General features: G+C 64.3%; 25 protein-coding genes and 1 pseudogene. 13 read left to right on the top strand and 13 right to left on the bottom strand.

Going from position 1 to position 22,624, the window contains the following annotated elements:
• Positions 1-147: 147 nt before the first annotated feature.
• Positions 148-699 (bottom strand): isochorismatase family protein, encoded by a 552-nt coding sequence (locus NKH43_RS27850; RefSeq protein WP_352860857.1) that lies wholly within the window; start codon positions 697-699, stop codon positions 148-150.
• A 160-nt stretch (positions 700-859) separates the two neighbouring features.
• A complete protein-coding gene (locus tag NKH43_RS27845; RefSeq protein WP_352860889.1) occupies positions 860-1,765 on the bottom strand; it encodes a LysR family transcriptional regulator in 906 nt (301 codons plus the stop codon).
• A gap of 99 nt (positions 1,766-1,864) precedes the next feature.
• On the opposite strand from NKH43_RS27845, the gene NKH43_RS27840 reads away from it, so the two are divergent.
• From NKH43_RS27840 to NKH43_RS27830, 3 genes are all read left to right on the top strand, one after another.
• Complete coding sequence (locus NKH43_RS27840; protein ID WP_352860856.1) at positions 1,865-2,605, top strand: SDR family oxidoreductase; 741 nt, start codon at positions 1,865-1,867, stop codon at positions 2,603-2,605.
• Between the two features lie 34 nt (positions 2,606-2,639).
• Positions 2,640-2,843 carry a tautomerase family protein gene (locus NKH43_RS27835; RefSeq protein ID WP_292656388.1) on the top strand — a complete coding sequence of 68 codons (204 nt, stop codon included), beginning with the start codon at positions 2,640-2,642 and terminating at the stop codon, positions 2,841-2,843.
• Positions 2,844-2,940: 97 nt separating this feature from the next.
• The gene (locus NKH43_RS27830) at positions 2,941-3,405 is read left to right on the top strand and encodes a GFA family protein (protein ID WP_352481634.1); all 465 of its coding nucleotides are present in this window, start codon (positions 2,941-2,943) and stop codon (positions 3,403-3,405) included.
• Between the two features lie 39 nt (positions 3,406-3,444).
• Here the strand turns inward: NKH43_RS27830 and NKH43_RS27825 are convergent, their stop codons facing one another.
• From NKH43_RS27825 to NKH43_RS27800, 6 genes are all read right to left on the bottom strand, one after another.
• Positions 3,445-4,215: an exodeoxyribonuclease III gene (locus NKH43_RS27825; RefSeq protein WP_352496062.1), complete on the bottom strand. Its 771-nt coding sequence runs from the start codon at positions 4,213-4,215 to the stop codon at positions 3,445-3,447.
• Between the two features lie 9 nt (positions 4,216-4,224).
• On the bottom strand, positions 4,225-4,869 hold the full coding sequence (locus NKH43_RS27820) for an alpha/beta hydrolase family protein (protein ID WP_352860854.1): 645 nt from the start codon (positions 4,867-4,869) through the stop codon (positions 4,225-4,227).
• 214 nt (positions 4,870-5,083) lie between these two features.
• Positions 5,084-6,178, bottom strand: a complete 1,095-nt coding sequence (locus NKH43_RS27815) for a tetratricopeptide repeat protein (RefSeq protein WP_352860852.1) — start codon at positions 6,176-6,178, stop codon at positions 5,084-5,086.
• Positions 6,175-7,089 (bottom strand): non-homologous end joining protein Ku, encoded by a 915-nt coding sequence (gene ku / locus NKH43_RS27810; RefSeq protein ID WP_023718114.1) that lies wholly within the window; start codon positions 7,087-7,089, stop codon positions 6,175-6,177. Before ku ends, NKH43_RS27815 begins: the two co-directional genes overlap by 4 nt.
• Before the next feature lie 220 nt (positions 7,090-7,309).
• A complete protein-coding gene (ligD, locus tag NKH43_RS27805; RefSeq protein ID WP_352860850.1) occupies positions 7,310-9,796 on the bottom strand; it encodes a DNA ligase D in 2,487 nt (828 codons plus the stop codon).
• A 155-nt stretch (positions 9,797-9,951) separates the two neighbouring features.
• Positions 9,952-10,176, bottom strand: coding sequence for a hypothetical protein (locus NKH43_RS27800; RefSeq protein ID WP_023718112.1), 225 nt, complete (start codon positions 10,174-10,176; stop codon positions 9,952-9,954).
• A gap of 185 nt (positions 10,177-10,361) precedes the next feature.
• Between NKH43_RS27800 and NKH43_RS27795 the strand changes: the two are divergent.
• From NKH43_RS27795 to NKH43_RS27770, 6 genes and pseudogenes are all read left to right on the top strand, one after another.
• Positions 10,362-11,367 (top strand): annotated as a pseudogene (locus NKH43_RS27795) (aldo/keto reductase).
• Positions 11,368-11,595: 228 nt separating this feature from the next.
• Positions 11,596-12,546 (top strand): substrate-binding domain-containing protein, encoded by a 951-nt coding sequence (locus NKH43_RS27790; protein ID WP_352860887.1) that lies wholly within the window; start codon positions 11,596-11,598, stop codon positions 12,544-12,546.
• A gap of 224 nt (positions 12,547-12,770) precedes the next feature.
• Entirely contained in the window at positions 12,771-14,357 is a 1,587-nt protein-coding gene (locus NKH43_RS27785) for a sugar ABC transporter ATP-binding protein (protein WP_352860849.1), read from the top strand.
• The gene (locus NKH43_RS27780; protein ID WP_352860847.1) at positions 14,354-15,370 is read left to right on the top strand and encodes an ABC transporter permease; all 1,017 of its coding nucleotides are present in this window, start codon (positions 14,354-14,356) and stop codon (positions 15,368-15,370) included. Before NKH43_RS27785 ends, NKH43_RS27780 begins: the two co-directional genes overlap by 4 nt.
• Positions 15,371-15,664: 294 nt before the next feature.
• Positions 15,665-16,033 carry an endonuclease domain-containing protein gene (locus NKH43_RS27775; protein ID WP_352860845.1) on the top strand — a complete coding sequence of 123 codons (369 nt, stop codon included), beginning with the start codon at positions 15,665-15,667 and terminating at the stop codon, positions 16,031-16,033.
• Positions 16,034-16,141: 108 nt separating this feature from the next.
• On the top strand, positions 16,142-16,621 hold the full coding sequence (locus NKH43_RS27770) for a GNAT family N-acetyltransferase (protein ID WP_023718106.1): 480 nt from the start codon (positions 16,142-16,144) through the stop codon (positions 16,619-16,621).
• Positions 16,622-16,688: 67 nt separating this feature from the next.
• On the opposite strand, the gene NKH43_RS27765 is transcribed toward NKH43_RS27770, so the two are convergent.
• The 3 genes from NKH43_RS27765 to NKH43_RS27755 form a co-directional block, all read right to left on the bottom strand.
• Complete coding sequence (locus tag NKH43_RS27765; RefSeq protein ID WP_352860843.1) at positions 16,689-16,901, bottom strand: hypothetical protein; 213 nt, start codon at positions 16,899-16,901, stop codon at positions 16,689-16,691.
• Between the two features lie 102 nt (positions 16,902-17,003).
• The gene (gene groL, locus NKH43_RS27760; protein ID WP_023718104.1) at positions 17,004-18,635 is read right to left on the bottom strand and encodes a chaperonin GroEL; all 1,632 of its coding nucleotides are present in this window, start codon (positions 18,633-18,635) and stop codon (positions 17,004-17,006) included.
• Between the two features lie 59 nt (positions 18,636-18,694).
• Positions 18,695-19,009, bottom strand: coding sequence for a co-chaperone GroES (locus tag NKH43_RS27755; protein WP_352860841.1), 315 nt, complete (start codon positions 19,007-19,009; stop codon positions 18,695-18,697).
• Positions 19,010-19,297: 288 nt separating this feature from the next.
• On the opposite strand from NKH43_RS27755, the gene NKH43_RS27750 reads away from it, so the two are divergent.
• Both NKH43_RS27750 and NKH43_RS27745 read left to right on the top strand, forming a co-directional pair.
• Positions 19,298-19,567 carry an usg protein gene (locus NKH43_RS27750; RefSeq protein ID WP_023718102.1) on the top strand — a complete coding sequence of 90 codons (270 nt, stop codon included), beginning with the start codon at positions 19,298-19,300 and terminating at the stop codon, positions 19,565-19,567.
• A 355-nt stretch (positions 19,568-19,922) separates the two neighbouring features.
• Entirely contained in the window at positions 19,923-20,441 is a 519-nt protein-coding gene (locus NKH43_RS27745; RefSeq protein WP_352860839.1) for a hypothetical protein, read from the top strand.
• Between the two features lie 191 nt (positions 20,442-20,632).
• Here NKH43_RS27745 and NKH43_RS27740 read toward each other — a convergent pair whose 3' ends face one another.
• Both NKH43_RS27740 and NKH43_RS27735 read right to left on the bottom strand, forming a co-directional pair.
• Complete coding sequence (locus NKH43_RS27740; RefSeq protein ID WP_023718100.1) at positions 20,633-20,902, bottom strand: DUF982 domain-containing protein; 270 nt, start codon at positions 20,900-20,902, stop codon at positions 20,633-20,635.
• A 137-nt stretch (positions 20,903-21,039) separates the two neighbouring features.
• Positions 21,040-21,252 (bottom strand): hypothetical protein, encoded by a 213-nt coding sequence (locus NKH43_RS27735; RefSeq protein WP_245278542.1) that lies wholly within the window; start codon positions 21,250-21,252, stop codon positions 21,040-21,042.
• 340 nt (positions 21,253-21,592) lie between these two features.
• On the opposite strand from NKH43_RS27735, the gene NKH43_RS27730 reads away from it, so the two are divergent.
• Both NKH43_RS27730 and NKH43_RS27725 read left to right on the top strand, forming a co-directional pair.
• Positions 21,593-22,069 carry an Hsp20 family protein gene (locus NKH43_RS27730; protein ID WP_352860837.1) on the top strand — a complete coding sequence of 159 codons (477 nt, stop codon included), beginning with the start codon at positions 21,593-21,595 and terminating at the stop codon, positions 22,067-22,069.
• Between the two features lie 29 nt (positions 22,070-22,098).
• Positions 22,099-22,620 carry an Hsp20/alpha crystallin family protein gene (locus NKH43_RS27725; protein ID WP_352860836.1) on the top strand — a complete coding sequence of 174 codons (522 nt, stop codon included), beginning with the start codon at positions 22,099-22,101 and terminating at the stop codon, positions 22,618-22,620.
• The last annotated feature ends 4 nt before the right edge of the window (positions 22,621-22,624 follow it).

Below are 22,624 nucleotides of genomic sequence, written 5' to 3'. Positions count from 1 at the left end.
GCCAAAGGAGAGGTCCCGCGCCAATACGCGATAGGCCGCGCCGGCGGAAGCCCGCAAGTGATGAGGTGCCCCGCGCCAAATTGTCTGAACCCGCCAGTTTCTTCCCGGCTGGATCAGGCTTTGACGGCGTAGGGATGAGCCGGCGGATCAGCTATCGGTCAGGGCTTTTGTCGTCACCAGTTTAACCCCGGTGGCGGCAAATGCCGCATTGTGCCGGGCGATGATCTCCGCGGCCGTCTCGCTGGCGGCGTCGAGCGTGCTGTGGGCGTCGGAAACCACCGTGACGCCCAGGCCCGCTGCAAAGGCGCCCTTCACCGTGGCCGCCACGCAGAAATCGGTCTGCGCGCCGATGAGAACGACCTCGCCGGCGCCCTGCCCGACTACCCATTCTGCAAGCGCGGCATTGCTGAACGCGTCGCCGACACGCTTGGCGAAAATCGGCTCGTCCTCAGCCTGGCCGAGCGCCGGCCACACCGGCCAGCCCGGCTCACCCGGCGCCAGAGGATCGCCCTGCGGGCCGTCGTGCCTGATGAAGGCGATCTTGCGCCCGCTCCGCCGTGCCCATTCGATCAGCGCGCGGGTCCGGGCAACCATGCCGTCGGCATCATGGATCGGCGGCTCGGCAACGCCGTCGAACATGCCGGTCTGAAGGTCGATCACGATGAGCGGTGCGGTGGCCGCGGGGCTGGTCCCTGACATGGATGCGAGCATAGCGTGGGTGGTAGGTGGGTCAAGGATGCTCGGCGCCGCCGTTGAAGCCGCCGATCTCCCCCCTCGTGGGGGAGATGTCCGGCAGGACAGAGGGGGGCGTGAAGTATCGCGGCCCTTCGCAAAGTAGCCCGGCGGCCCCGGTGCACGATCACGCCCGGCCCGATGTCCCATCCTCGCCAAAAATCCCGGTCACCCAGTCGATGAACACGCGGACCCGCGGCGCGAGCTGGCGGTTCTGCGGGTAGAGCGCCGACAGCGGTGTCGGTGACGGCGGGTAGTCCGGCAGCACTTCGACAAGCGTGCCGCGCGCGAAATCCCCGGCGAAGCGGTAATGCGGCGCCTGCACCAGGCCGAAACCGAGGCGCGCCAGCTCCGCCATCGTGTCGGAGCCGTTGACCGTCACCCGGTTGGGCAGGCTGACATAGCGCAACGCGCCGCCAACGGTGAATTCGAGCGGCATGACCTCGCCGGTCCGCGACGAGCGGAAGCCGACCATCAGATGGCCTTCGAGATCGTCGGGGGTTGCCGGCATGCCGTGCTTTTCGAGATAGGCGGGGCTGGCGCATGTGACTTCGCGCAATGTTGCCACCCGCCGAACGATCATGCCGCTGTCGGCCTGTTCGCCGGAACGCAGCACGCAGTCGATGCCCTCGCGCACCAGATCGACCAGCCGGTCGCCGTCGCCGATATGCAGGTCGATCCCGGGGTAGCGGTCGAGGAACTCGGAGAGCCGCGGCAGGATGAAATGCCGGGCCATGAAGCCGTGCACGTCGATCCTCAAAAGGCCCTGCGGCTGCGCCGATTGAAAGCCGGCCTCGGCATCCTCGACATCGGCAAGGATGGCGAGGCAGCGCTGGTAATAGGCCTGGCCGTCCAACGTCGGGGTGACATGGCGCGTGGTGCGTTCGAGCAGCCTCACCCCCAGCCGCGCCTCTAGGTCCTTGATCGCCTCGGTGGCGGTCGATCGCGACATCGAGAGATCGGCGGCAGCCGCGGTGAAGCTGCCGCGCTCGATCACACGGGCAAGCAGGCGCATCCGGTCGAGACTGTCCATCGCCATTGTTCGCCATATCCGAATGGTGTTGGCAAGTCCCGAGCGATTATCCCGCAAGATTTGTCGCCTATTTCAGTCGACAAGAATTGGAGAGCTGACATGACTACGCGGAATGGAAAGGTAGCGTTGGTAACCGGCGCCTCGAAGGGTATCGGCGCCGAAATTGCCAGGCGGCTGGCGCGCGACGGCTTTTCGGTCGTCGTCAACTATGCCAGGGGCGATGAAGCCGCCGAAGGCGTGGTGCGCGGGATCGAGGCGGCGGGCGGCACGGCGATCGCCGTCCAAGCCGACGTCGGCGATCCCAAGGGCGTGGCGCATCTGTTCGACGCAGCCGAGCAGGCCTTTGGCGGCCTCGACGTGCTGGTCAACAATGCCGGCATCATGAAGCTCGCGCCGATCGCGCAGATGGACGACGCCGGTTTCGAGCAGCAGATCGCGGTGAACCTCGGCGGCGTCTTCCGCGGCATGCGCGAGGCCGCAAGGCGGCTGCGCGAGGGCGGCCGCATCATCAGCTTCTCGTCCAGCGTGGTCGGGTTCTACCAGTCGACCTACGGTGTCTACGCTGCCACCAAGGCCGGCGTCGAGGCGATGACCCATGTGCTGGCCAAGGAACTCGGGCCACGCGGCATCACCGTCAATGTCGTGGCGCCGGGGCCGGTGGCCACCGAACTGTTCCTCGGCGGCAAGTCCGAGGCACTGGTCGAAACGATCACCAGGATGATCCCGCTCGGGCGGCTCGGCCAGCCCGCCGACATCGCCGGCGTGGTGTCGTTCCTCGCCGGACCGGACAGCGGCTGGGTCAACGGCCAGGTGCTGCGCGCCAATGGCGGCACGGTCTGACTTTACCTCCAACAATCAACAGGAAATCGACATCATGCCGTTTGCAAATTTCAAGGTGCCTGAGCGCGCGCTGTCCGCCGGACAGAAGGAGGACCTCGTCCACAAGACCACAGCCCTGTTCGTCGAGATGTTCGGCGAAGGCGTGCGCCCCTACACGATGGTGCTGATCGAGGAGGTCGCCGATGGCGGCTACGGCCGCGCCGACGTGGTGTTCACGATTCCTGGGGGAAGGACGTGAAGCTGCCGATCTCCTCCCTTCTGGGACCCTCAACGGTGAGATAGCAGCTTGGCGGTCGCGCGCTAGATCGCTGGCAGAGGCTAAGGCGAGGCCAGCGATGGACGATTGGAAGCTACCTTGGGACGGCGGTTGCTTGTGCGGTGGAATACGCTTTCGCATCAGCGCGCCGCCCTTGCTGACGACGGCGTGTCACTGCACCGGCTGCCAGAAGCTGAGCGCCAGCGCGTATTCCCTGACCATCGCCGTGCCCAGCGACGGTTTCGCCATAACGCAAGGCGAGCCGGTGGTCGGCGGCCTGCACGGCCCGCACCGGCAGCTCTATTGCCCGCACTGCAAGAACTGGATGTTCACGCGTCCGCATGGCCTGGATTTCCTTGTCAACGTGCGCGCGACCATGCTGGACGAGCACCATTGGTACGTGCCCTTCGTCGAAGTCTTCACTTCGGAAAAGCTGCCCTGGGCTTCGACCGCCGCTACCTACAGTTTCGCTACTCAGCCCGACCTTGAGGGATACGCCCCTTTGATCGAGGCGTTCGCCCGCGAAGCGGCGCGGCCAACCTGACTGGTTGCCGCCCGGAAAGGCGGCGCCAGCTTTCGTGCCTCACTTCAATTCCAGCCAGACCGGCGCGTGGTCGCTGGCGCCGACCTCGCCGCGCACGTCGCGGTCGATGCCCGCCGCTACCAGCCGGCGCGACAGCTTCTTGCTGAGCAAGATATGGTCGAGCCGCAGGCCGGCATCGCGCGGCCAGCGATTGCGGCGATAGTCCCAGAATGTGTAGAGCGTCTCCGTCGGGTGCTTCTTGCGCAGCGCATCAAGCCAGCCCTGGTCGAGCAGCCGCTGGAACGATGCCCGGCTTTCCGGCTGCACCAGCGCGTTGTCGTCATAGGAGCGGGTCGGGTAGATGTCGCGCGGCTCGGGCACGATGTTGTAGTCGCCGGCCAGCACCACCGGCAGGCCGGTGTCGAGCAACTGCGCCGCATGCGTCTCCAGCCTTTCGTGCCAGGCCAGCTTGTACTGGAATTTCGGGCCGGGCTGCGGATTGCCGTTCGGCGCGTAGAGGCAGGCGACGACGATGCCGTTGACCGCCGCTTCGATGTAGCGCGCCTGCTGGTCGCCGTCGTCGCCGGGCAGCGCCTCGCGGGTCAGCACCGGCTCCGAGCCACGCGAAAGGATGGCGACGCCGTTCCAGGTCGGCTGCCCGACCCACACCGCCCCGTAGCCGGCCGCCGCAAGCGCGGTGCGCGGAAACTGCGTCTGCCTGGCCTTGAGCTCCTGCAGGCAGGCGATGTCGGGTTTGGCGGCGGCCAGCCATGCGAGCAGGTTTGGCAGCCGGCCGTTGATGTTGTTGACGTTGAAGGTGGCGATCTTCATCGGCCTGCTTCAGCGCACGATCCGTTCGGTCCACGCCTTCACTGCATCAGCCAGCGTCTTCAGATGATCGGCGGTGGAGAAGCCGGAGATGTTTTTGCGCGGCTTCAGATCGTGGTCGCCGTCTTCCAGCCAGGAGATCTCGATTGCGTCGGACAGAGCATAGGTCGCGACCTCGTCTTTGGTCCCGAACTCGTCGCGCGTGCCTTGGAAGATCAATGTCGGCGTCTTGAGGTCGGCGAGGTGTTTTGTCCGAAGCTGCGTCGGTTTGTCCGGCGGATGGAAGGGATAGCCGAGACACAGCAGCCCTGAAATCTCGCCCTTTGAAAACATCTCGTCGGCGATCATCGAAGCGACGCGTCCGCCCATCGACTTGCCGCCGATGATCAGCGGACCCTTCACGCCCTTCGCCCTGAGATCGGCGATTGCCTTGATATATTCCGGGTTCACCGTCTCGGCGCGCGGCGGCGGCTTGCGATGGCCGTAGCGGCGGGCCGCCATGTAGTGGAACTCGAAGCGCACAACGCGAAAGCCGGCTGCGGCCAGCGCTTTTGCCGTGGCGGTCATCGAGGGCGAATCCATCGGCGCCCCGGCGCCATGGGCGAGCAGGATGGTGATTGGGGCGGTGTCGGCACCGTCGAAGAGGAAGGTCGTCATGGGGTGGCCCGCAGATGAAGGCCGAGTTCCTTCGCACCCCCCTCTGTCCCGCCGGCCATCTCCCCCGCAAGGGGGGAGATTGGATGTCGCCATCGCTTTCGCCAATCACCAACGTTGGAAGGCGGGCGGTAAGGAGAAGCTGCCGATCTCCCCCCTTGCGGGGGAGATGTCCGGCAGGACAGAGGGGGGTGTTCAAGCGCGACCAAATGAAGCCCTAACCCCCCGACATCCGCGCCAGCTGCAAATCGACGAACTGGATACCCTTGGCCGCCATACGTGCCCATTCGGAATCCGCGTCGAGTTCGAGGTAGCGCGCCCAGTTCCGCCGCGCTTCGGCTAGATTGCCGGCGTCGAACTCCAGCCTCGCAAGGTTGAACACCGCATCGGCGTACTTCGCATCTAGCGAAATCGCCTTCAGCAGATGCCGCCGAGCCGACGCCACCCGCCCCTCTTCGCTCATCAGCCCGGCCAGATTGAACCATGCCTCGACGAACACCGGGTCGCACTTGATGGCGCGGGCATAGTCGTGCGCCGCCTCGGCCGCGTGGCCGGAGGCGCGCAGGCAGTTGGCGCGGTTGAAGGCGGCGATGGCATCGCTCGGGTCGATGGCTAGACAGCGCTGGTAGAGTGCCGCGGCCTGCTCGTGGTCTTCAGCCTCTTCCGCCGCCTCGGCATCGGCGAACAGCTCTTCCAGCGTGTCGTCATCCTGCGTTCCCAGATCGAACAGCAGCTGGCCGTTGACTTCGCTCTGGCCGCCCTCGAGATAGATCGCGTCGGCCCGCCCGTGCTGCGAGCCGACATTGAGCGATTTGGCGGTGAGCGAGGCGATCGGGCCGGAGCGATGCACCGACCGCACGATCGCCCCCCATGAGGCGCCGCCGGCGACCAGCCCGGCATATTTGCGGGCGAGGATCAGGTCGCGGAAGGAATACGGTTCGCAATCATGCTCGAAGGCGTCGAACAGCGACAAAAGGTCGAGATCGGCGCCGGTCAGCCGCGACTGATCGATCAGCGACTGCCGCGACAGCGTCGAGGCTTCCGGTGCCTTCATCAACCCGAGCAGCCGCAGGAAGCCGTTCTCGCTGACCAGCCTGCGCCCGGCTGCACGTTCCGCAGCGACGCGGCGCTCGATCTCGATGTCGCCGGCCCTGGCGAGCAACATGCGGCCCAACACGACATGCGTGGTGCGCCGAGTGACGCCGCGCCGCAACTGGCCGTGCTGGCGCGCGACCTCGCGCGCCGCCAGCCTGAGCGGAAAGGCCGCCAGCGCGCCGACGATGCCGAAGACCGTGCCGGCAAGAGCCGTCACGCCTTGCTCTTGCCGACGGCTTTGAGAAGGTTCGCCTTGAGCGGGTTTTCCTTGGCCGCGCCAGCGCCGGCCTTGGCGGATTTCGCCGCAGGCTTGGCTGTTTCATCGGCCTTGCTCTTCGACTTGGCCGGTGGCTTGGCCGACTGCGACAGGCTCGCCTTCAGCGCATCCATGAGATTGATGACGTTGCCGCGCTCAGGTGCCGCCGCGATGATAGGCTTGTGGCCCTTGAGCTTCTCGCGGATCATCGTCATCAACGCGATCTCGTAGCGGTCCTCGTAATTCTTCGGGTCGAAGGTGGTTTCCTTCTGCTTGATCAGCGCTTCGGCTAATTGCAGCATTTCCGGATCGGGGTTTCCGGCCGGGATATTGCCGAAATATTCAGCCGTGCCACGCACTTCGTTCGGATTCCTCAAGGTGCAGACGAACATGCCGTTCTCGCGCGCGCCGATCGTCACCACGCGCTCGCGGCTGGACAGCACGAGGCGGGCGATCGCCAGCTTGCCGGATTTGCGCATCGCTTCGCGCAACACGGCAAAGGTCTCCTCGGCCATTGCGCCATCCGGCGCCAGGTAATAGGGCGCGTCCTGGTAGATGACGTCGACCGAACGCTCGTCGACAAAGGCCTCGATGTTCATCGTATGGTTGGATTCGATGCGCACCGCGTCGAGATCGGTATCGTCGATGATGATGTATTGCTTGTCCTCGTATTCGTAGCCCTTGACCAGGTCCGAACGCTCGACCAACCCGAGTTCAGGGTCGACCGGCTTCATGTTGATGCGGTTGTGCGTCTTCTTGTGCAGCTGGTTGAAGCTGATGCGCTCGCTGGCACTGGTCGCCGGATAGAGCCGGACCGGACAGCTGACCAGACTGAGCTTGAGGTAACCTTTCCAACTTGCCCTGGGCGCCATGAAATACTCCTACGCGGCCTTGTGCTGTCGAACTGTTCGCAGCGCTGTTTCGTCCGGAGGACGAATGCGGCTGCCGAAATCCTACATTGCCCCTTACAATACCGGCAAATCCCTAGCGAAATCTTCCTCCGCTGGGAGCCGCCTGCAGGCAAGAGGTCCGTGGCGAAGAATAATTCAAATTTTCCGGAGCGTCGATGGAGTCTGGGCCGCGCTCGCAGAACTACGTCGCGGTGCCTATCGCCGGCAAATCCCTGGCGAAATCTTCCATGTCGGCCCAAGGGTCGCCTGACGTCGCCAGAAGGCCCGGCAGCGAGGAATAATTCAGATCCTGCGGAGCATCGATGGATTCCAGATCGCTCCAGCTGACCGGCGTCGAGGCCGGCAAATTGGTGCGGGCGCGCAGTGAATAGGGAGCCGCCGAGGTGTGGCCGCGCGCATTGCGGTGAAAATCGATGAAGATGCGCCGCTTGCGGTTGTCCTTGCCCATGGTGGTGGTGAAAGTGTCGGGCGCGGTGGCGGCAAGATGCGTGGAGATGGCGCTGGTCGCCTGGTGCAGTTTCTTCCAGTTCTGCTTTTGCGTCACCGGCACGGTGATGTGGATGCCGTGCCCCCCGGAGGTCTTGGCGAACGGCACCAGCCCTAGCGCTTCCAGCTCGCCCTTAATGTGCACCGCCGCCTCAACCACCTCGCGCCAGGCGATCCCTTCGCCCGGGTCGAGGTCGAAAACGATCAGGTCCGGCTTGTCGAGCCGCGTGCGATGGGTGCCCCAAGTGTGGAACTCGACGACGCCGAACTGCGCCAGAGCCAGATAGCCCTTGGCGTCTTCCACCGAGAGATAGGATTTGGTCTCGCCCTCCGAATTCGTCGCCTCGAAGGTCGCCACCGAGGACGGCATGCCGGTGAAGGCGTGGCGCTGGAAGAAACAGTCCTGCGGCTTGCCGGTCGGGCAGCGCACCAGCGAGACCGGCCGGCCGAGAATGTGCGGCAGCATGAAATCGCCGACCAGCGCGTAATAGACGGCGATGTCGAGCTTGGTCGGGCCGGTCTTGCCGAACAGCCGCCGCGTCGGGTTGGTCACCCAGATTGTGGCGAGGTCGGCCTCGGCGATCAGCCGCTTGCGCTTGGCCGAAACCGGCGTCGACAGGCCGACGTCACGCAGGCCGCGGAACACGGCATGGCGCAGCGCATTGTCGGTGGTCCGGTTGGCGTAATGGATATGCGCCGAAAGCAGCGGCCGCACCCAGTTCATCTCGCGCATGATCTCGCGCGGAACGCCCTCGGGCGCGGATGCACCGGCCCGCAACGGCTCCAGCCGCGCCAGCAATTCGCCTGCGGTCGCGGCATCGAAGCCGGTGCCGACCTTGCCGCGATAGTGCAGCTCGCCGTCTTCGAATTCGCCGAGGCCAAGTGCAGCGAGTCCCTCGGCCGCGTCGGAGACGGTGTAGCCAGCGATGACAAAGTCGCCGGTCTGGAGCGCCTTGGTCTTGGTCCAGGTTTTGGTGCGGCCGCTCTGGTAGATCGCCGTGGCGCGTTTCGACACCACACCCTCCAGCCCCATCTCGGATGCCTGGTCATAGAGCGCCTGGCCGTCGCCTTCGACATGATCGCTGAGCTGGATGGCGGAGTTGGCGCCGAGACCGGACAGAAGTTGCGAAAGCAGCGCCTTGCGCCGCCGAAGCGGCGCTTTTGTCAGGTCCCAGCCGTCGAGATAGACGAGGTCGAAAGCGTAGAAGTGGAGCTTGTTGCCGGCGCCTTCGGCCAGCGCGTCCTGCAGAAGGGCAAAGCGGCTGATGCCCTTGGGGTCGAGCGCGACGACCTCGCCGTCGATGATCGCCTCCCGGCACGGCAGCCTGGCGAAGGCAAGCGGCAGGTCGCCATAGCGCTTCGTCCAGTCGAGGCCGGCGCGGGTGATCAGCCTGACCGCACCGTCGGCCAGGTGCGCCATGGTGCGGTAGCCGTCGAACTTGATCTCGTGCAGCCATTCCTCCCCAGTATCCTCACCGTCCGGCGGCTTGGCCACGGAGGTCGCCAGCTGCGGCTCGATCCGGGAAGGCGGGGGCGCCTTGACGGCGCCCGGCAAAGCGCCGGGTTTCAGCACCACCGGCTTGGCAGGTTTGGCGGCAGGCTTCGGCGGTGCCACCAGTTCCTCAATACGACGGCCGGATTTGACGCTTTCCGGCCGGGCTTCCAGTATGTCGAGCGTGGCATCGGCGGCGAGATCGCGCTCCTTGAACAGCAGCCAGTTCTTCTTGCCCTCATCCTCGCCGGGCTTCGGTTTCAGCCGCGTCAGCATCCAGCCGCCATTGAGCTTCTCGCCGGCGAGCCGGAACTTGAAGGAGCCGGTGCGCAGGCTCTTTTCGACATCGTCCATCGGCGCCCAGACGCCGGTGTCCCAGACGATCATCGGTCCTCCGCCATATTCGCCTTCGGGAATGACGCCCTCGAAATCGATATATTCGAGCGGATGGTCCTCGGTCTCGACCGCCAGCCTTTTGTCGGCCGGGTTCAGCGACGGGCCGCGCGGCACCGCCCAGCTCTTCAGCACGTCGCCGACCTGCAGGCGCAAATCATAGTGATCGGCGGTGGCGTGGTGTTTGTGGACGACGAAGCGGTTGCCTTCACCGGCAGCCAGGCCACCGGCCGGTTCCGGCGTCCTCGTGAACTCGCGCTTGGCGCGATAGGCCTTGAGCTTCGAAGGAGCTGGCATGGACTAGGCGTAGGTGGTGGGCAAAAGCAACGAGCGTAGCATCAAAATCCCATCGCAGCGGCGCTCCAATGTCACGGCATGGATCCCAGGGTCTCCGCGACGTCGCTTCGCTCCTGCTCCGCCCTGGGATGACGAAGGATGGGAGGTCACGCCGCTCAATCGTCGGTGGCCGGCGTCAATTCGAGCTCGGCCGGCGACAGGCCCTGCTGCAGCTGGCTGAGCCGGAATTCGTCGACCCAATAGGCCTCGCCGTCGACCAGCACCCGCGCACTGTAGCCGCCGGCGGAAAAACGCTGCGCGGTGATGTAGACCTTGTGGCGGTCGAGCGCCTTGCGCACCGCGGCGCGCTTGGATTTCTGGCTGGTGACGGAACTGGCCATGCTGGTTACTCACGCACAAAGCCGCAAGGCGGCATGCCTAAGGATGGCCGAGAGCGGGTCGGCTGTCAATTTGGCGGCCGCTGCGAGCCCTCGCGCGGTGGCGTCTCTCGCTCTGTGGAAACCGAGCCGGCGCGCTATATTGAACGTGGCGGCTTGGAACGCGATGCTGACCTGGAGAACTTCACATGACGTTGACGACACGCAAACTCGGCGGCCAGGGGCTGCAGGTTTCCATGATCGGCCTCGGCTGCATGGGCATGAGCCAGTCCTACGGCCCGGCCGACGAGGCGGAATCGACCGCCACGCTGCACCGCGCCATCGAACTCGGCTGCACCTTCCTCGACACTGCGGAAGTCTATGGGCCGTACGCTAACGAGGAACTGCTCGGCCGCGCGCTGAAGGGCCGGCGCGATGAGGTGACGATCGCGACGAAGTTCGGCTTTCGCATCGAAAACGGCAAGCAAGTCGGCACCGAGCGCGACAGCCGGCCGGAGCATATCCGCGAGGCTGTCGAAGGTTCGCTGAGGAGGCTAGCCAGCGACCACGTCGACCTCCTCTATCAGCACCGCGTCGATCCGGCGGTACCGATCGAGGAGGTGGCGGGTGCTGTCGGCGAGCTGATTGCTCAGGGCAAGGTCCGCTTCTTCGGCCTCTCGGAGGCCGGCGCCGCCAATATCCGCCGGGCGCATGCCGTGCATCCGGTGTCGGCAGTGCAGAGCGAATACTCGCTGTGGGAGCGCAATCTCGAGCCGGAAATCATTCCCCTGCTGAAGGAGCTCGGCATCGGCCTGGTGCCGTTCTCGCCGCTCGGCCGCGGTTTTCTCACCGGATGTCAGGCGCGCCGAAGACTATCCAGAGGGCGATTACCGGCGCGGCGATCCGCGCTACCAGGGCGCCAACTATGACGCCAACATGCAGGCGGCAGCCACGGTACTCGACATCGCCGCGGCCAAGCGCGTCAAGCCAGGCCAGATCGCGCTGGCCTGGCTGCTCCACAAGGGGAGCGACTTCGGCATCGACGTCGTGCCGATCCCCGGCACCAAGCGCAGAAAATATCTCGAGGAGAACGTCGCCGCGGCTTCGATCAGGCTCGACGCCGCCGAGATGCAGGTGCTCGACGACGCGCTGGCGCCGGGCAAGGTCGCCGGTCCGCGCTACGGCGAGCGCACCATGGTGATGATCGATCGGTAGGTCTTGCCTTCTCCCGTTCTTGCGCAAAGCTCCGGCCTTGGCTAGCATCCGCCGGCAGGCACCGAGCGGAGGAGAACGTCGCGGTGGACCGGCTGGAGCGCCGTTGCGTCCCTTCAAACACGAGTTGGGCGCTCGAAGGACACTCCATTTTGAATCGACGCAAGGAACCTTCCGGAAAACCCATTCCGGTTTCGGGGTCGTGCGCTCATCTGGGAGGAGACTAAATTGATCAACAGACGTGAATTCCTGCTGTCGACCGCGGCGATGGGCGCCCTGGCGCTGGCCGCTCCGCAACTGGCTTTCGCCCAGGACAAGCTGACCATCCTCGGTTCGGTGCCGAGCCTCGGCTTTCCGTTCTTCGTGCACATGCTGAACCAGATCAAGGCGGAGGCCCAGGCGCAAGGCGTCAACCTGGTCGAGAGCGACGGCCAGAACTCGGCGCCCAAGCAGACCGCCGACATCGAGGCGGCACTCGTGCAGAAGGTCAACGCCATCGTCATCTCGCCGCTCGACGTCAACGCGCTGGCCCCAGCCATCGAAGAAGCGGTCAAGGCCGGCGTTCCCGTCGTCACCATCGACCGCCGTGTCGAGGGCGTCGAGGGCATCCTCGCCCATGTCGGCGCCGACAATGTCAAAGGCGGCGAGGCCGAAGCGCAGGCCATGGTGGCGGCGTTTCCGAACGGCGCCAAGATCTTCCATCTGCAGGGCCAGCCCGGTGCCGGCCCGGCGATCGACCGCAACAAGGGTGTGCACAACGTCCTCGATCCGATGAAGGACAAGTACCAGATCATCTTCGAGCAGACCGCCAACTTCGCCCGCGCCGAGGCGCTGTCCGTCACCGAGGCCGGCCTTGCCGCCAACGGCAAGCCCGACGCGATCATCTGCGCCAATGACGACATGGCGCTTGGCGCGGTTGAAGCCTGCGCGGCGCGCAACTTCACCGACGTCAAGATCTACGGCTTCGACGCGCTTCCCGAAGCGCTGGTCGCCGTGCGCGACGGCAAGCTGGCCGGCACGGTCGAGCAATTCCCCGGCGAGCAGTCGCGCACTGCGGTGCAGATCGCGGTCGCCTACGCCAAGGACAAGACCGAGCCGAAGGAAAAGCTGGTGCTTTTGACGCCGATCGTCATCGGCAAGGACAATCTCGACAAGGCGGAGAGGCTGGGCGAGACGAAGTAGGGCCAATTGGCGAGGCCGGCGGGACAGCACCCCCCTCTGGCCTGCCGGCCATCTCCCCCTCAAGGGGGGAGATTGGCAGTTTCAACGCGTCGCCCTGTCTTCAACGCCGAAGATTAGCGAAAGCGGCCATGACATCCGATCTCCCCCCTTGAGGGGGAGATGTCCGGCAGGACAGAGGGGGGTGTTCAAGCGCGGCGTGAACAACTGCATCGAGGGAGAAGCTTTTGCCAGCCGAAGCCACTGCGTCGCCCAATACCGCCCTCCTCACCGTCGAGGGCGTGACCAAGCGCTTTGCCGGCGTCACCGCGCTGAACGACGTTTCGCTCGAAGTCCGCCCCGGCGAGATACTCGGCCTGCTCGGCGAGAACGGCGCCGGCAAATCGACGCTGCTCAAGATCCTGTCCGGCGTGATGCCGCCGTCCAGCGGTCGCATCGTCTTCGACGGCGTCGAATTCAATCCGCACAATCCGCAGGATGCGAAACGCCACGGCATCGTTACCATCTACCAGGAACTGAGCCTGATCCCGACGCTGACCGTGGCGGAGAATATTTTCATCGGCCGCGCACCGCTCGGCCGGTTCGGGCTGGTCAGTTGGCGGCGAATGGAGGAAGATTCCCGCGCGATCATCGCTCGTGTCGGCCTCGATCTCGACCCGGCGACGCCGGTTTCCGCACTGTCGGTGGCCGAACAGCAGCTGGTCGAGATCGCCCGCGCGCTATCGCTGAAGAGCCGCTTGATCATCATGGACGAGCCGACCTCGGCGCTGACCGAAACCGAAGTGCAGAAGCTGATGGCGATTATGGGCCGGCTGCGCAGGGATGGCGTCGCCATCATGTTCGTCACCCACAGGCTGGAGGAGGCATCGGCGATTTGCGACCGCATGACGGTGCTGCGCGATGGCAGGCTGGCCGGTCACCTCGATCGTGAGGGCGGACCGATCAGGCTGCCGAAGATCATCGAGAAGATGGTTGGCCGCGCCGCGTCCGAGCTCTATGCCAGACCGACGCTGCGCGATGTCGCCGGCGACGTCCGGCTCTCGGTGCGCGGCCTGCGCACGGTGCGCGATCCGCAGGCGCCGCACGCCATCGTCCTTGAAGGCGTCGATCTCGACCTCAAGGCGGGCGAGATCCTCGGCGTCGCCGGGCTCGTCGGCTCCGGCCGCACCGAGCTCGCCCGCGCCATCTTCGGTGCCGACCGCATTGCCGCCGGCACAATCATGCTCGACGGCAAGCCGATCGCGCCGGCCTCACCCGCCGACGCCATCGAGCTCGGCATCGGTCTCGTGCCGGAAGACCGCAAGCACCAGGCGATCTTCGCCGCACTCGGCATTCTCACCAATTTTTCCGTCGCCGCGCTCGACCGCTACTCCAATGCCGCCGGTTTCATGGCCGAGCGGCGCGAGCGCGAGGCGCTGGCGAACTACAGAAAGACGCTGTCGATCCGCATGGCCTCGCCCGAGCAGCCGATCGAGGGACTGTCGGGAGGCAACCAGCAAAAAGTCATCCTTGCCCGCTGGCTGGCGCGCGACCCGAAGGTGCTGATCGTCGATGAACCGACGCGCGGCGTCGATGTCGGCGCCAAGGCGGAGGTGCACCAGATCCTGGTAGAGCTCGCCGCGCGCGGCATCGCCATCATGATGATCTCTTCGGAACTGCCCGAAGTGCTTGCGGTGTCGGACAGGATCGTCACCATGCGGCGCGGGCGCATCACCGGCGAGATGCCCGGCATCGAGGCGACAGAGGAAAGACTGATGGAACTGATGGCGCTCGACCAGAAGCAGGAAGCCCAGAATCAGGAAGCACCGCGATGACCAGCACGACCGAACGGAGCCAGCGCGGCGGCATCAATCTTGCGCGCCTGCTGATGAGCTTCGGCCCGCTGATGTTCCTGGCGGTGCTGATCGTCGTCTTCACCGTGCTGAAGCCGAGCTTCATCGACCCGATCAACCTGTTCAACATCATGCGCCAGATCTCGATCACCGGCCTGATCGCGCTCGGCATGACCTTCGTCATCCTGACCGCCGGTATCGACCTGTCGGTCGGCTCGCTGCTCGCCTTCTGCGGCATGGTCGCGGCCGTGGTGGCCAAGGGCGGCACCGCCAACACGCTGTCGCTGTCGACCACGGGCACGCTGGGCTATGGCTGGTTCGCCGCCCTTCTCGCCGCCGTCGTCGTCGGCGCCGTGGCCGGCGGTGTCCAGGGCTTTGCCATCACCAGGCTGAAAGTACCGCCCTTCGTCGTCACGCTCGGCGGCCTCACCGTGTTTCGCGGCCTAACGCTGACGATCTCCAATGGCGGCCCGATCTCCGGCTTCGACGCCTCGATGCGCTGGTTCGGTACCGGCCTGATCGGCCCGGTGCCGGTGCCGGCGATCATCTTCGCGATTGCCGCAATCCTGTGCCACATCGTGCTGCGCTACACGCGCTACGGTCGCGCCGTCTACGCCGTCGGCGGCAATGCCGAGGCCGCGCGGCTCTCCGGCCTGCGCGTCGACCGCATCCTGATCTCGGTCTACATCATCGTCGGCTTCTTCGCCGGCCTTGCCGCCTTCGTTTTGTCGGCGCGGCTCAACTCCTCCGAAGCCGTCGCCGGCATCGGCTACGAGCTGACGGTGATCTCGGCGGTCGTCATCGGCGGCACCTCGCTGTTCGGCGGCATCGGCAGCGTCGGCGGCACGGTGGTCGGTGCAGGGCTGATCGGCGTCCTGCAGAACGGGCTGCAATTCAACAACGTCTCGTCATACACGCAAAGCATCGTCATCGGCCTGATCCTCATCCTCGCCGTCGCCTTCGACCGCTGGCTGAAATCGCGGGTAAGGCGGTGATGGCGGGGGCGACGATTTTCGCTGCAAGGCAGCAAGAGGTTGGCGAAAAGCGCTGGCAACAGCCAATCTCCCCCCTTGCGGGGGAGATGTCCGGCAGGACAGAGGGGGGTGGGAAGGATCGCCAACGTCTCAATGGAAGCCGCTTCCAAGCCCATTCCAGCAGGAGGATTAGACTGCAAATGGCTGACAAGCTGGCGGGACAGCACCCCCCTCTGCCCTGCCGGGCATCTCCCCGCAAGGGGGGAGATCGGCCGTCACCCATGACTTCGCCAATCACGAAGACAGGAGCGCCTAGTGGGGCACGATCTCGTTCCGTCACGCCAGCGCAAGAATCCAAAATCCATGCGTCGCGCGATGACCGACGCCGAGCTGAAACTGTGGAATGAGCTTCGCGCGCATCGGCTGATGGATTTGAGCTTTCGCCGACAGGTGCCGATTGGACCCTACATTGTGGATTTTGCCTGTCCGACGCACGGCCTCATCGTCGAGGTTGATGGCAGCCAGCACGCCGACGCTGAGCACGCCGAGCGGGATAGGATACGCAGCGCCTATTTGGAGAGCAGCGGCTGGACTATCCTGCGCTTCTGGAACGACGACGTCATTCGCGATATCGACAATGTCTGCCAGCACATAGTCATGACGGCCGGCGCGGATGTGCGCTGAACTCGGCCGTGCAGGATCGGCGGGACAGCACCTCTCTGTCCTGCCGAACATCTCCGCTCAAAAGGGGCAGGTTTCTGAGGCGAGGTGCCAATGACCCAAATAAGAACCATGACCGAACAGGACGTGCCCTCGGTATCGCGGCTGCTGGGCCAATCCTGGCGCCACACCTATTCGCCAATCCTGGGTGCCGAGACCACGGCACGGCTGTCGGATGAGAAGCACGCGCCGGAGCGGCTGGTGACCGAGCTCGGGGACGACAGCAAGATGTGGTTCGTGGCCGAGCGGGCGGACGGCTCGCTCGCCGGCTACGCGATGGCCGCGATGGGCAACAAGGGCGATGTCATGCTCGAGCGGCTCCATATCGACAAAAGCGAGTACGGCACCGGGCTGGCGGCCGATCTTTTGCACGCGGTTCTTGCAGCGCATGCGGGGATTCCCAGCATCGCGCTGGAGGTGATCGAGGGCAACGACCGGGCAATCGCCTTTTATCGCAAGCACGGTTTCGAAGTGGTCGAGCGCCGGCCGGCTGCACACGGGGTGGGCGGCCACGCCTCGCTGATTATGCGCCGGTTGCTACCGATGGCTTAGAGCGCTGTCGGCGAAGCTGCCAATTTCCCCACTAGAGCAAGCAATCGCGCATCCGCGCCGCGATCATTTACGCTCCTTCCTTGCCCGCTCCCACGCGTTGAGCCGACAGAAACATCAGCGTGTAGGCAGCCTTGCGGCGGTCCCAGCCGGCCGACTCGGCCATATCCAGCAGGCCGTCGACCAAAGGCGCCAGCGCCGCCCTGCAATCGGTTTCATAGTTGAAATCGTTCTTCGGGCGGGTCGGCGCCGCGGTCTTCCCAAAACTGTCCGTCATATCCATGGCAACACCTGCTCAGCATTCGACCCGAACCGGCAAGCCCGTGCCCGCGTTGGCGGACACGGCCCATCTGCCGTTTCGAAATCTCGCTTTGAAAGCCTGATCTTAGAAGTCCATGCCGCCACCGCCGGGCATCGGAGGCATGGGTGTTTCCTTCTTCGGCTTCTCGGCCACCATCGCCTCGGTCGTCACCAGCAGGCCGGCAACAGAGGCGGCACCCTGCAGCGCAGTGCGAACGACCTTGGCCGGATCGATGACGCCCTGCCCGTACAGGTCGCCGAACTCGTTGGTCTGGGCGTTCCAGCCATAGCCGAAGTCGGTCGTCTCGCGCAGCTTGCCGACGATGATCGAACCTTCCGCACCGGCGTTCTCGGCGATCTGGCGCACCGGCGCTTCGATGGCGCGACGCACGATGTCGACCCCGGTCTTCTGATCGGGATTGTCGACGACAACGTTATCGAGCGCCTTCGCCGCCCTCAGCAGCGCCACGCCGCCGCCGGGCAGGATACCCTCCTCGACCGCCGCGCGTGTGGCATGCATGGCGTCGTCGACGCGATCCTTGCGCTCCTTGACCTCGATCTCGGTCGAGCCTCCGACGCGGATGACGGCGACACCGCCAGCGAGCTTGGCTAACCGCTCCTGCAGCTTCTCGCGGTCGTAGTCGGAGGTGGTTTCCTCGATCTGCGCCTTGATTTGGCTGATGCGCGCCTGGATTTCATCCTTGCGGCCGGCACCGTCGACGATGGTGGTGTTCTCCTTCTCGATCAGCACCTTCTTGGCGCGGCCGAGCATCTCCAGCGTGACGTTCTCGAGCTTGATGCCGAGGTCTTCCGAGATCGCCGTGCCGCCGGTCAGGATGGCGATGTCTTCGAGCATGGCCTTACGGCGGTCACCGAAGCCCGGCGCCTTGACGGCCGCAACCTTCAGGCCGCCGCGCAATTTGTTGACGACCAGCGTCGCCAGCGCCTCGCCTTCGACGTCCTCGGCGATGATCAACAGCGGCTTGCCGGATTGCACGGCGGCTTCGAGCACAGGAAGCATGGCCTGCAGGTTGGACAGCTTCTTCTCGTGGATCAGCACATAAGGTTCTTCGAGTTCGACGCGCATCTTATCCTGGTTGGTAATGAAATAGGGCGAGAGATAGCCACGGTCGAACTGCATGCCTTCGACCACTTCCAACTCAGTCTCAGCGGTCTTGGCTTCCTCGACAGTGATGACACCCTCATTGCCAACCCTTTCCATCGCCTCTGCGAGGAAGCGGCCGATCTCGGCATCGCCATTGGCAGAGATGGCGGCGACCTGGGCGATCTCGTCGTTCCTGGTCACCTTGCGGGCATTGGATTTCAGGTCGGCGACGACGGCGTCGACCGCCTTGTCGATGCCGCGCTTCAAATCCATCGGGTTCATGCCGGCAGCGACCGCCTTGGCCCCTTCCCTGACGATGGCCTGAGCAAGAATCGTCGCGGTCGTGGTGCCATCGCCTGCGGTGTCGCTGGTCTTCGAGGCGACCTCGCGCACCATCTGCGCGCCCATGTTCTCGAACTTGTCCTCGAGCTCGATTTCTTTGGCGACAGTCACGCCGTCCTTGGTGATGCGCGGCGCGCCGAACGACTTATCGAAGACGACATTGCGGCCCTTTGGACCGAGCGTCACCTTCACCGCATTGGCGAGAATATCGACGCCGCGCAGCATTTTCTCGCGGGCTTCGGTATGAAATTTCACATCTTTGGCAGCCATTGGATCACTCCTTCGAATAGGCAGCTTTTCGTTGACTGGAATGCTTGTTCAGGCCCCGCTCAGGCAGCCCTCTTCATCTCGCCGGCGCCCTCGATAACGCCCAGCACGTCGCTCTCTTTCATGATGAGCAGATCCTCGCCATTGAGCTTGATCTCGGTGCCGGACCATTTGCCAAACAGGATGCGGTCGCCGACCTTGACATCGAGCGGCTGCAATTGGCCGCTGTCGTCGCGCGCACCGGGGCCGGCGGCGATGACCTCGCCCTCCTGCGGCTTCTCCCTGGCGGTGTCGGGGATGATGATGCCGCCGGCGGTCTTCTCGTCGACCTCGATACGGCGGACCAGGATACGGTCGTGCAATGGACGGAACGTCATGTCGTTCTCCTCTCGGGACAAACAGATTTTCGAAGATCCTCCTCACCGGACCGGCAATATCGGCCCGGCACGGGGTGCGCGACCCCTTCATCAGGCATCGCGCGCATACGAACTAGTCGCGCTTTTTTCTGCTTTCAAGAGGGTCACGCAAAAATTTTAGCACTCGACCAATGAGAGTGCCAATGTACTGTAATTGCTTGCACATTCGTCGCTCTCCCGACGCGACTGGAACCTATGTGGAACCAGAGGCGTTTTCGCGGACGGAGATTTCAACGGAAGGAAGATTGCATGACCAGCAGGGACTTTCAGCTCCAGATGCAAGGGTTTGGCCTCACCACGGCGGAGATCCACTACCGCCTGCCGGATCATCGGAGCCTGTTGCAGCTCTACATCTGGCAGGAATACGATATCGCCCCTGATTTCCCGACGCTGAAGCATTTCCTCGATTTCTGGGAGCGCGAGATCGAAGGCCCGCTGCATTCGGTGCGCGTCGCCCATCATCACCTGATCCAGCCCTCCGAATGGCGGGCCGTAAACGGCATCATCACCGTCCACTGAAGAGCAAGCCGATCAGCCGCTAGTGGTCAGAATCTGACACTTGGTATCCGGTTGGGCGGTCGGTTCAGGGGTTCAAGGCGGTTAGCAAATCCTGTGTGGAGCGCGGAGCAACGCGACTTCGCGACGGAGTGGCGGAGCTAACCGAAGCGGATCGTGTCCGGAACGGGTCTTCGGCTTACGCGTTGCAACATGGAGGCGACGGCGGGCGTGCCTCACGACGCGCGGTTGGGTCCCATCCACTTGTTGCCGCGATTGGACCTGCGAAGCGCGCCGAAGTCATCGCAGAAACGCCCATACATTCGTCATGTCCGCGGCGATGGCAGTGCTGGCACGACGTCGATCCAAAGGAGAGTAGATGAGTGCGTTCTCTCTTTCATCGGACGGGAAACTTGCGATAACGGCGAGCCAGACGTCGTCCAAAAATGACTTCGACTATTTGGTGGGCAACTGGAACATCAGGAACCGTACGTTGAAGGAACCGCTGGCCGGCAGCGACGAGTGGGAGGAATTCGACGCGACCCAAGAGTTCCGCCAAATCCTAATGGGTTTGGGCAACTTCGACATTTTTCATACGGAGTTGGGAGGAAAGCCGTTCGAGGGCCTCACCGTGCGATTGTTCGATCCAACGACGCGTCTCTGGACGATCTACTGGGCCGACAGCAACGCGGGCAAACTCGACGACGGAAAGGTGGGCTCGTTCAATGGCGACGAAGGCGAATTCTTCGGCCGTGAGGTTGTGGCCGGCAAGGACGTTATCGTGAAATTCCACTGGGATAAGCGCAACCCGCAAACCCCGATTTACAGCCGTGCGTTCTCCGCTGATGCAGGCAGAACGTGGGAATGGAATTGGTACTCGAACTTTTCACGACGGTGACTAACTGAGTTGGCCCAAGCAAAATCCCGCTCCTTCGCGTGTAGCCAAGGGAAATCCCGAGCCGGACTCTTATGTCAGTGGGTACAAGTCAGGTGGGTACCACTAGACAGCGGACAAAGTTTCCGGAGTGGGGGAAAGGCAGCTGCCTCTCCCCACTTGTTTTGGATCTCACAATATCGGAGGGGTCCGGACTAGCCGGCGTGGTCGACAGGCTTGCGGGCCGATGCGAGCAACCCGGCCTTGCGCGCCGCCCTGGCGAAGGCCTTGCGCGCATCACGCGCGGTGTGCCAACCGTCGAGCGCGTCCCGGCAGGTCCGATAGGCAGCGCGCCAACTCCGGCCCCGTGCACGGTCCGGCCACTGCTGGCGCATGCATTCGATGGCTTCCCAACTGCTGGCGACCTTGCGCTCGCTGGATTGGAATTTCAACGTGATCGGCTCGGCAAAGCGGACGTCGTCCATCACTTCCTCCGTGTCTTGTGATCGTCTTCTTGTTTGAGCAGCAACGTCATGCTGGCGGGCACCGGCGGCCGGCCGGCGCCGCTGAAGGACATGGTTCGTCTCTCTGCGCGGTTCAAGAGCATCGCGGAAATGGCCGGTTATTCCTCCTCGTCCGGCCCTTGCAGCAGTTCGATCAGCATCGCTACTCTTGCCGTCGGCAGCGGTCGGCCCTCGTTCACCAGCGCCTCGTCGGCGGCGATCCAGGCCAGGGCCTCACGCAATTCTTGGACCGTCCCGTCTGTCGCCGCAATGTCGGCGATAACGGCGTCGTCGACCGGGCCCACCACAGAAATGATCTCGTCGCGTGTCATGTCAGCTCCATCTGCGATTGCCGGGAACGCAGCCCCGGCAACAGAGGAATCTGGGTCTTGACCTGCGGCAGACAATGACCCGCCGGGGAACTCGGCGTTGGCGATTGAAGCCAGCTGGCAAACAGGCAATCTCCTGCCGGACATCTCGCCGCAAATAGGGAGATTGGCAGCCTCGCCGAACCGACCGAAAAACCGGCAACGCGAAAGCCGCCGGGTCTTGACTTGCGGCGGACAATAACCAGATCGATGGCACCGGTCGCCGAAATGGGGCCGGCGAAACCAGGGAGCGCCAGCTCTTTGGCGCTCCTCGTATCTATGTTGCTCGATGGAGGATGTAGCTATGAGAACCGCATTCGACTTTTCCCCGCTCTATCGGTCGAGCATCGGCTTCGACCGCGTCTTCAACCTGCTGGAAAATGCCCCGCAGGCTTTCGACGCGTGGCCGCCCTATGACATCGCGCGCAGCGGCGAGAACAACTACCGCGTCACCATCGCCGTCGCTGGCTTTTTCGAGGACGACCTCGAAATCACCCATGAACCCAACCTCCTGATTGTCTCCGGCCAGCACAAGGAGCCGGATAACGCGGAGTATCTGCATCATGGCCTCGCCGCACGGCCCTTTACCCGCCGTTTCGAGCTTGCTGATCACGTCAAGGTCGCGGGCGCCACGCTCGACAACGGCCTGCTCAGCATCGATCTGGTACGTGAGGTGCCCGAGGAGATGAAGCCTCGGCGCATCGCCATCGCGACCGATGTCGCCTCGCCGAAGACCGGGCCGAAGGTCGCGCAAGACGAAGCAAACAAGCAGGCTGCCTGAATGCACCAGTCGAGAAAGGAGACTATGCAATGGCTATTCGTGATCTCATTCCCTGGGGCCGGGAGAACAATCAGGCCCCCAGCCTGTTCCGCGACGGCGATCGCGATCCCTTCCTGACGCTGCATCGCGAGATGAACCGCTTGTTCGATGAGGCGTTCCGCGGCTTCGACACGCGGCTGCCGTCGCTCGGTGGCTTCTCCGCTGCCCGCGCCAGCTGGCCCAGTGTCGAAATCTCCGATGGCGAAAAGGAGATCCGCGTCACCGCCGAGATCCCCGGCATGGACGAGAAGGACATCGAGCTGCTGCTCGATGACGGCGTACTGACGCTGCGCGGCGAGAAGCGTGAAGAGACCGAGGACAAGGACAGGCAGTTCTCCGAACGCTTCTATGGCCGTTTCGAGCGGCGTATCCCGCTCGGCTACGAAGTCGACGAAGGCAAGGTGAACGCCGCGTTCCGGAACGGAGTGCTCAGCGTGACGCGGCCGAAGACGGAGCGCGCCCAGGCCAAGGCCAAGCGTATCGCCATCAACGACGGCAACGGCAAGTCCTGATGGC

Origin of the sequence: Mesorhizobium sp. M1163 (genome assembly GCF_040318415.1) — a bacterium.
In the GTDB taxonomy this organism is placed as follows: domain Bacteria; phylum Pseudomonadota; class Alphaproteobacteria; order Rhizobiales; family Rhizobiaceae; genus Mesorhizobium.
This window is presented reverse-complemented; position numbering and strand designations above follow the sequence as displayed.

What these genes read in the sequence shown, in the direction of transcription:
- NKH43_RS27850 (WP_352860857.1), bottom strand. Translation starts at nt 699, where the DNA reads ATGTCAGGGACCAGCCCCGCGGCCACCGCACCGCTCATCGTGATCGAC.
- NKH43_RS27845 (WP_352860889.1), bottom strand. Translation starts at nt 1,765, where the DNA reads ATGGACAGTCTCGACCGGATGCGCCTGCTTGCCCGTGTGATCGAGCGC.
- NKH43_RS27840 (WP_352860856.1), top strand. Translation starts at nt 1,865, where the DNA reads ATGACTACGCGGAATGGAAAGGTAGCGTTGGTAACCGGCGCCTCGAAG.
- NKH43_RS27835 (WP_292656388.1), top strand. Translation starts at nt 2,640, where the DNA reads ATGCCGTTTGCAAATTTCAAGGTGCCTGAGCGCGCGCTGTCCGCCGGA.
- NKH43_RS27830 (WP_352481634.1), top strand. Translation starts at nt 2,941, where the DNA reads ATGGACGATTGGAAGCTACCTTGGGACGGCGGTTGCTTGTGCGGTGGA.
- NKH43_RS27825 (WP_352496062.1), bottom strand. Translation starts at nt 4,215, where the DNA reads ATGAAGATCGCCACCTTCAACGTCAACAACATCAACGGCCGGCTGCCA.
- NKH43_RS27820 (WP_352860854.1), bottom strand. Translation starts at nt 4,869, where the DNA reads ATGACGACCTTCCTCTTCGACGGTGCCGACACCGCCCCAATCACCATC.
- ku (WP_023718114.1), bottom strand. Translation starts at nt 7,089, where the DNA reads ATGGCGCCCAGGGCAAGTTGGAAAGGTTACCTCAAGCTCAGTCTGGTC.
- ligD (WP_352860850.1), bottom strand. Translation starts at nt 9,796, where the DNA reads ATGCCAGCTCCTTCGAAGCTCAAGGCCTATCGCGCCAAGCGCGAGTTC.
- NKH43_RS27800 (WP_023718112.1), bottom strand. Translation starts at nt 10,176, where the DNA reads ATGGCCAGTTCCGTCACCAGCCAGAAATCCAAGCGCGCCGCGGTGCGC.
- NKH43_RS27780 (WP_352860847.1), top strand. Translation starts at nt 14,354, where the DNA reads ATGACCAGCACGACCGAACGGAGCCAGCGCGGCGGCATCAATCTTGCG.
- NKH43_RS27770 (WP_023718106.1), top strand. Translation starts at nt 16,142, where the DNA reads ATGACCGAACAGGACGTGCCCTCGGTATCGCGGCTGCTGGGCCAATCC.
- NKH43_RS27765 (WP_352860843.1), bottom strand. Translation starts at nt 16,901, where the DNA reads ATGGATATGACGGACAGTTTTGGGAAGACCGCGGCGCCGACCCGCCCG.
- groL (WP_023718104.1), bottom strand. Translation starts at nt 18,635, where the DNA reads ATGGCTGCCAAAGATGTGAAATTTCATACCGAAGCCCGCGAGAAAATG.
- NKH43_RS27755 (WP_352860841.1), bottom strand. Translation starts at nt 19,009, where the DNA reads ATGACGTTCCGTCCATTGCACGACCGTATCCTGGTCCGCCGTATCGAG.
- NKH43_RS27750 (WP_023718102.1), top strand. Translation starts at nt 19,298, where the DNA reads ATGACCAGCAGGGACTTTCAGCTCCAGATGCAAGGGTTTGGCCTCACC.
- NKH43_RS27745 (WP_352860839.1), top strand. Translation starts at nt 19,923, where the DNA reads ATGAGTGCGTTCTCTCTTTCATCGGACGGGAAACTTGCGATAACGGCG.
- NKH43_RS27740 (WP_023718100.1), bottom strand. Translation starts at nt 20,902, where the DNA reads ATGGACGACGTCCGCTTTGCCGAGCCGATCACGTTGAAATTCCAATCC.
- NKH43_RS27735 (WP_245278542.1), bottom strand. Translation starts at nt 21,252, where the DNA reads ATGACACGCGACGAGATCATTTCTGTGGTGGGCCCGGTCGACGACGCC.
- NKH43_RS27730 (WP_352860837.1), top strand. Translation starts at nt 21,593, where the DNA reads ATGAGAACCGCATTCGACTTTTCCCCGCTCTATCGGTCGAGCATCGGC.
- NKH43_RS27725 (WP_352860836.1), top strand. Translation starts at nt 22,099, where the DNA reads ATGGCTATTCGTGATCTCATTCCCTGGGGCCGGGAGAACAATCAGGCC.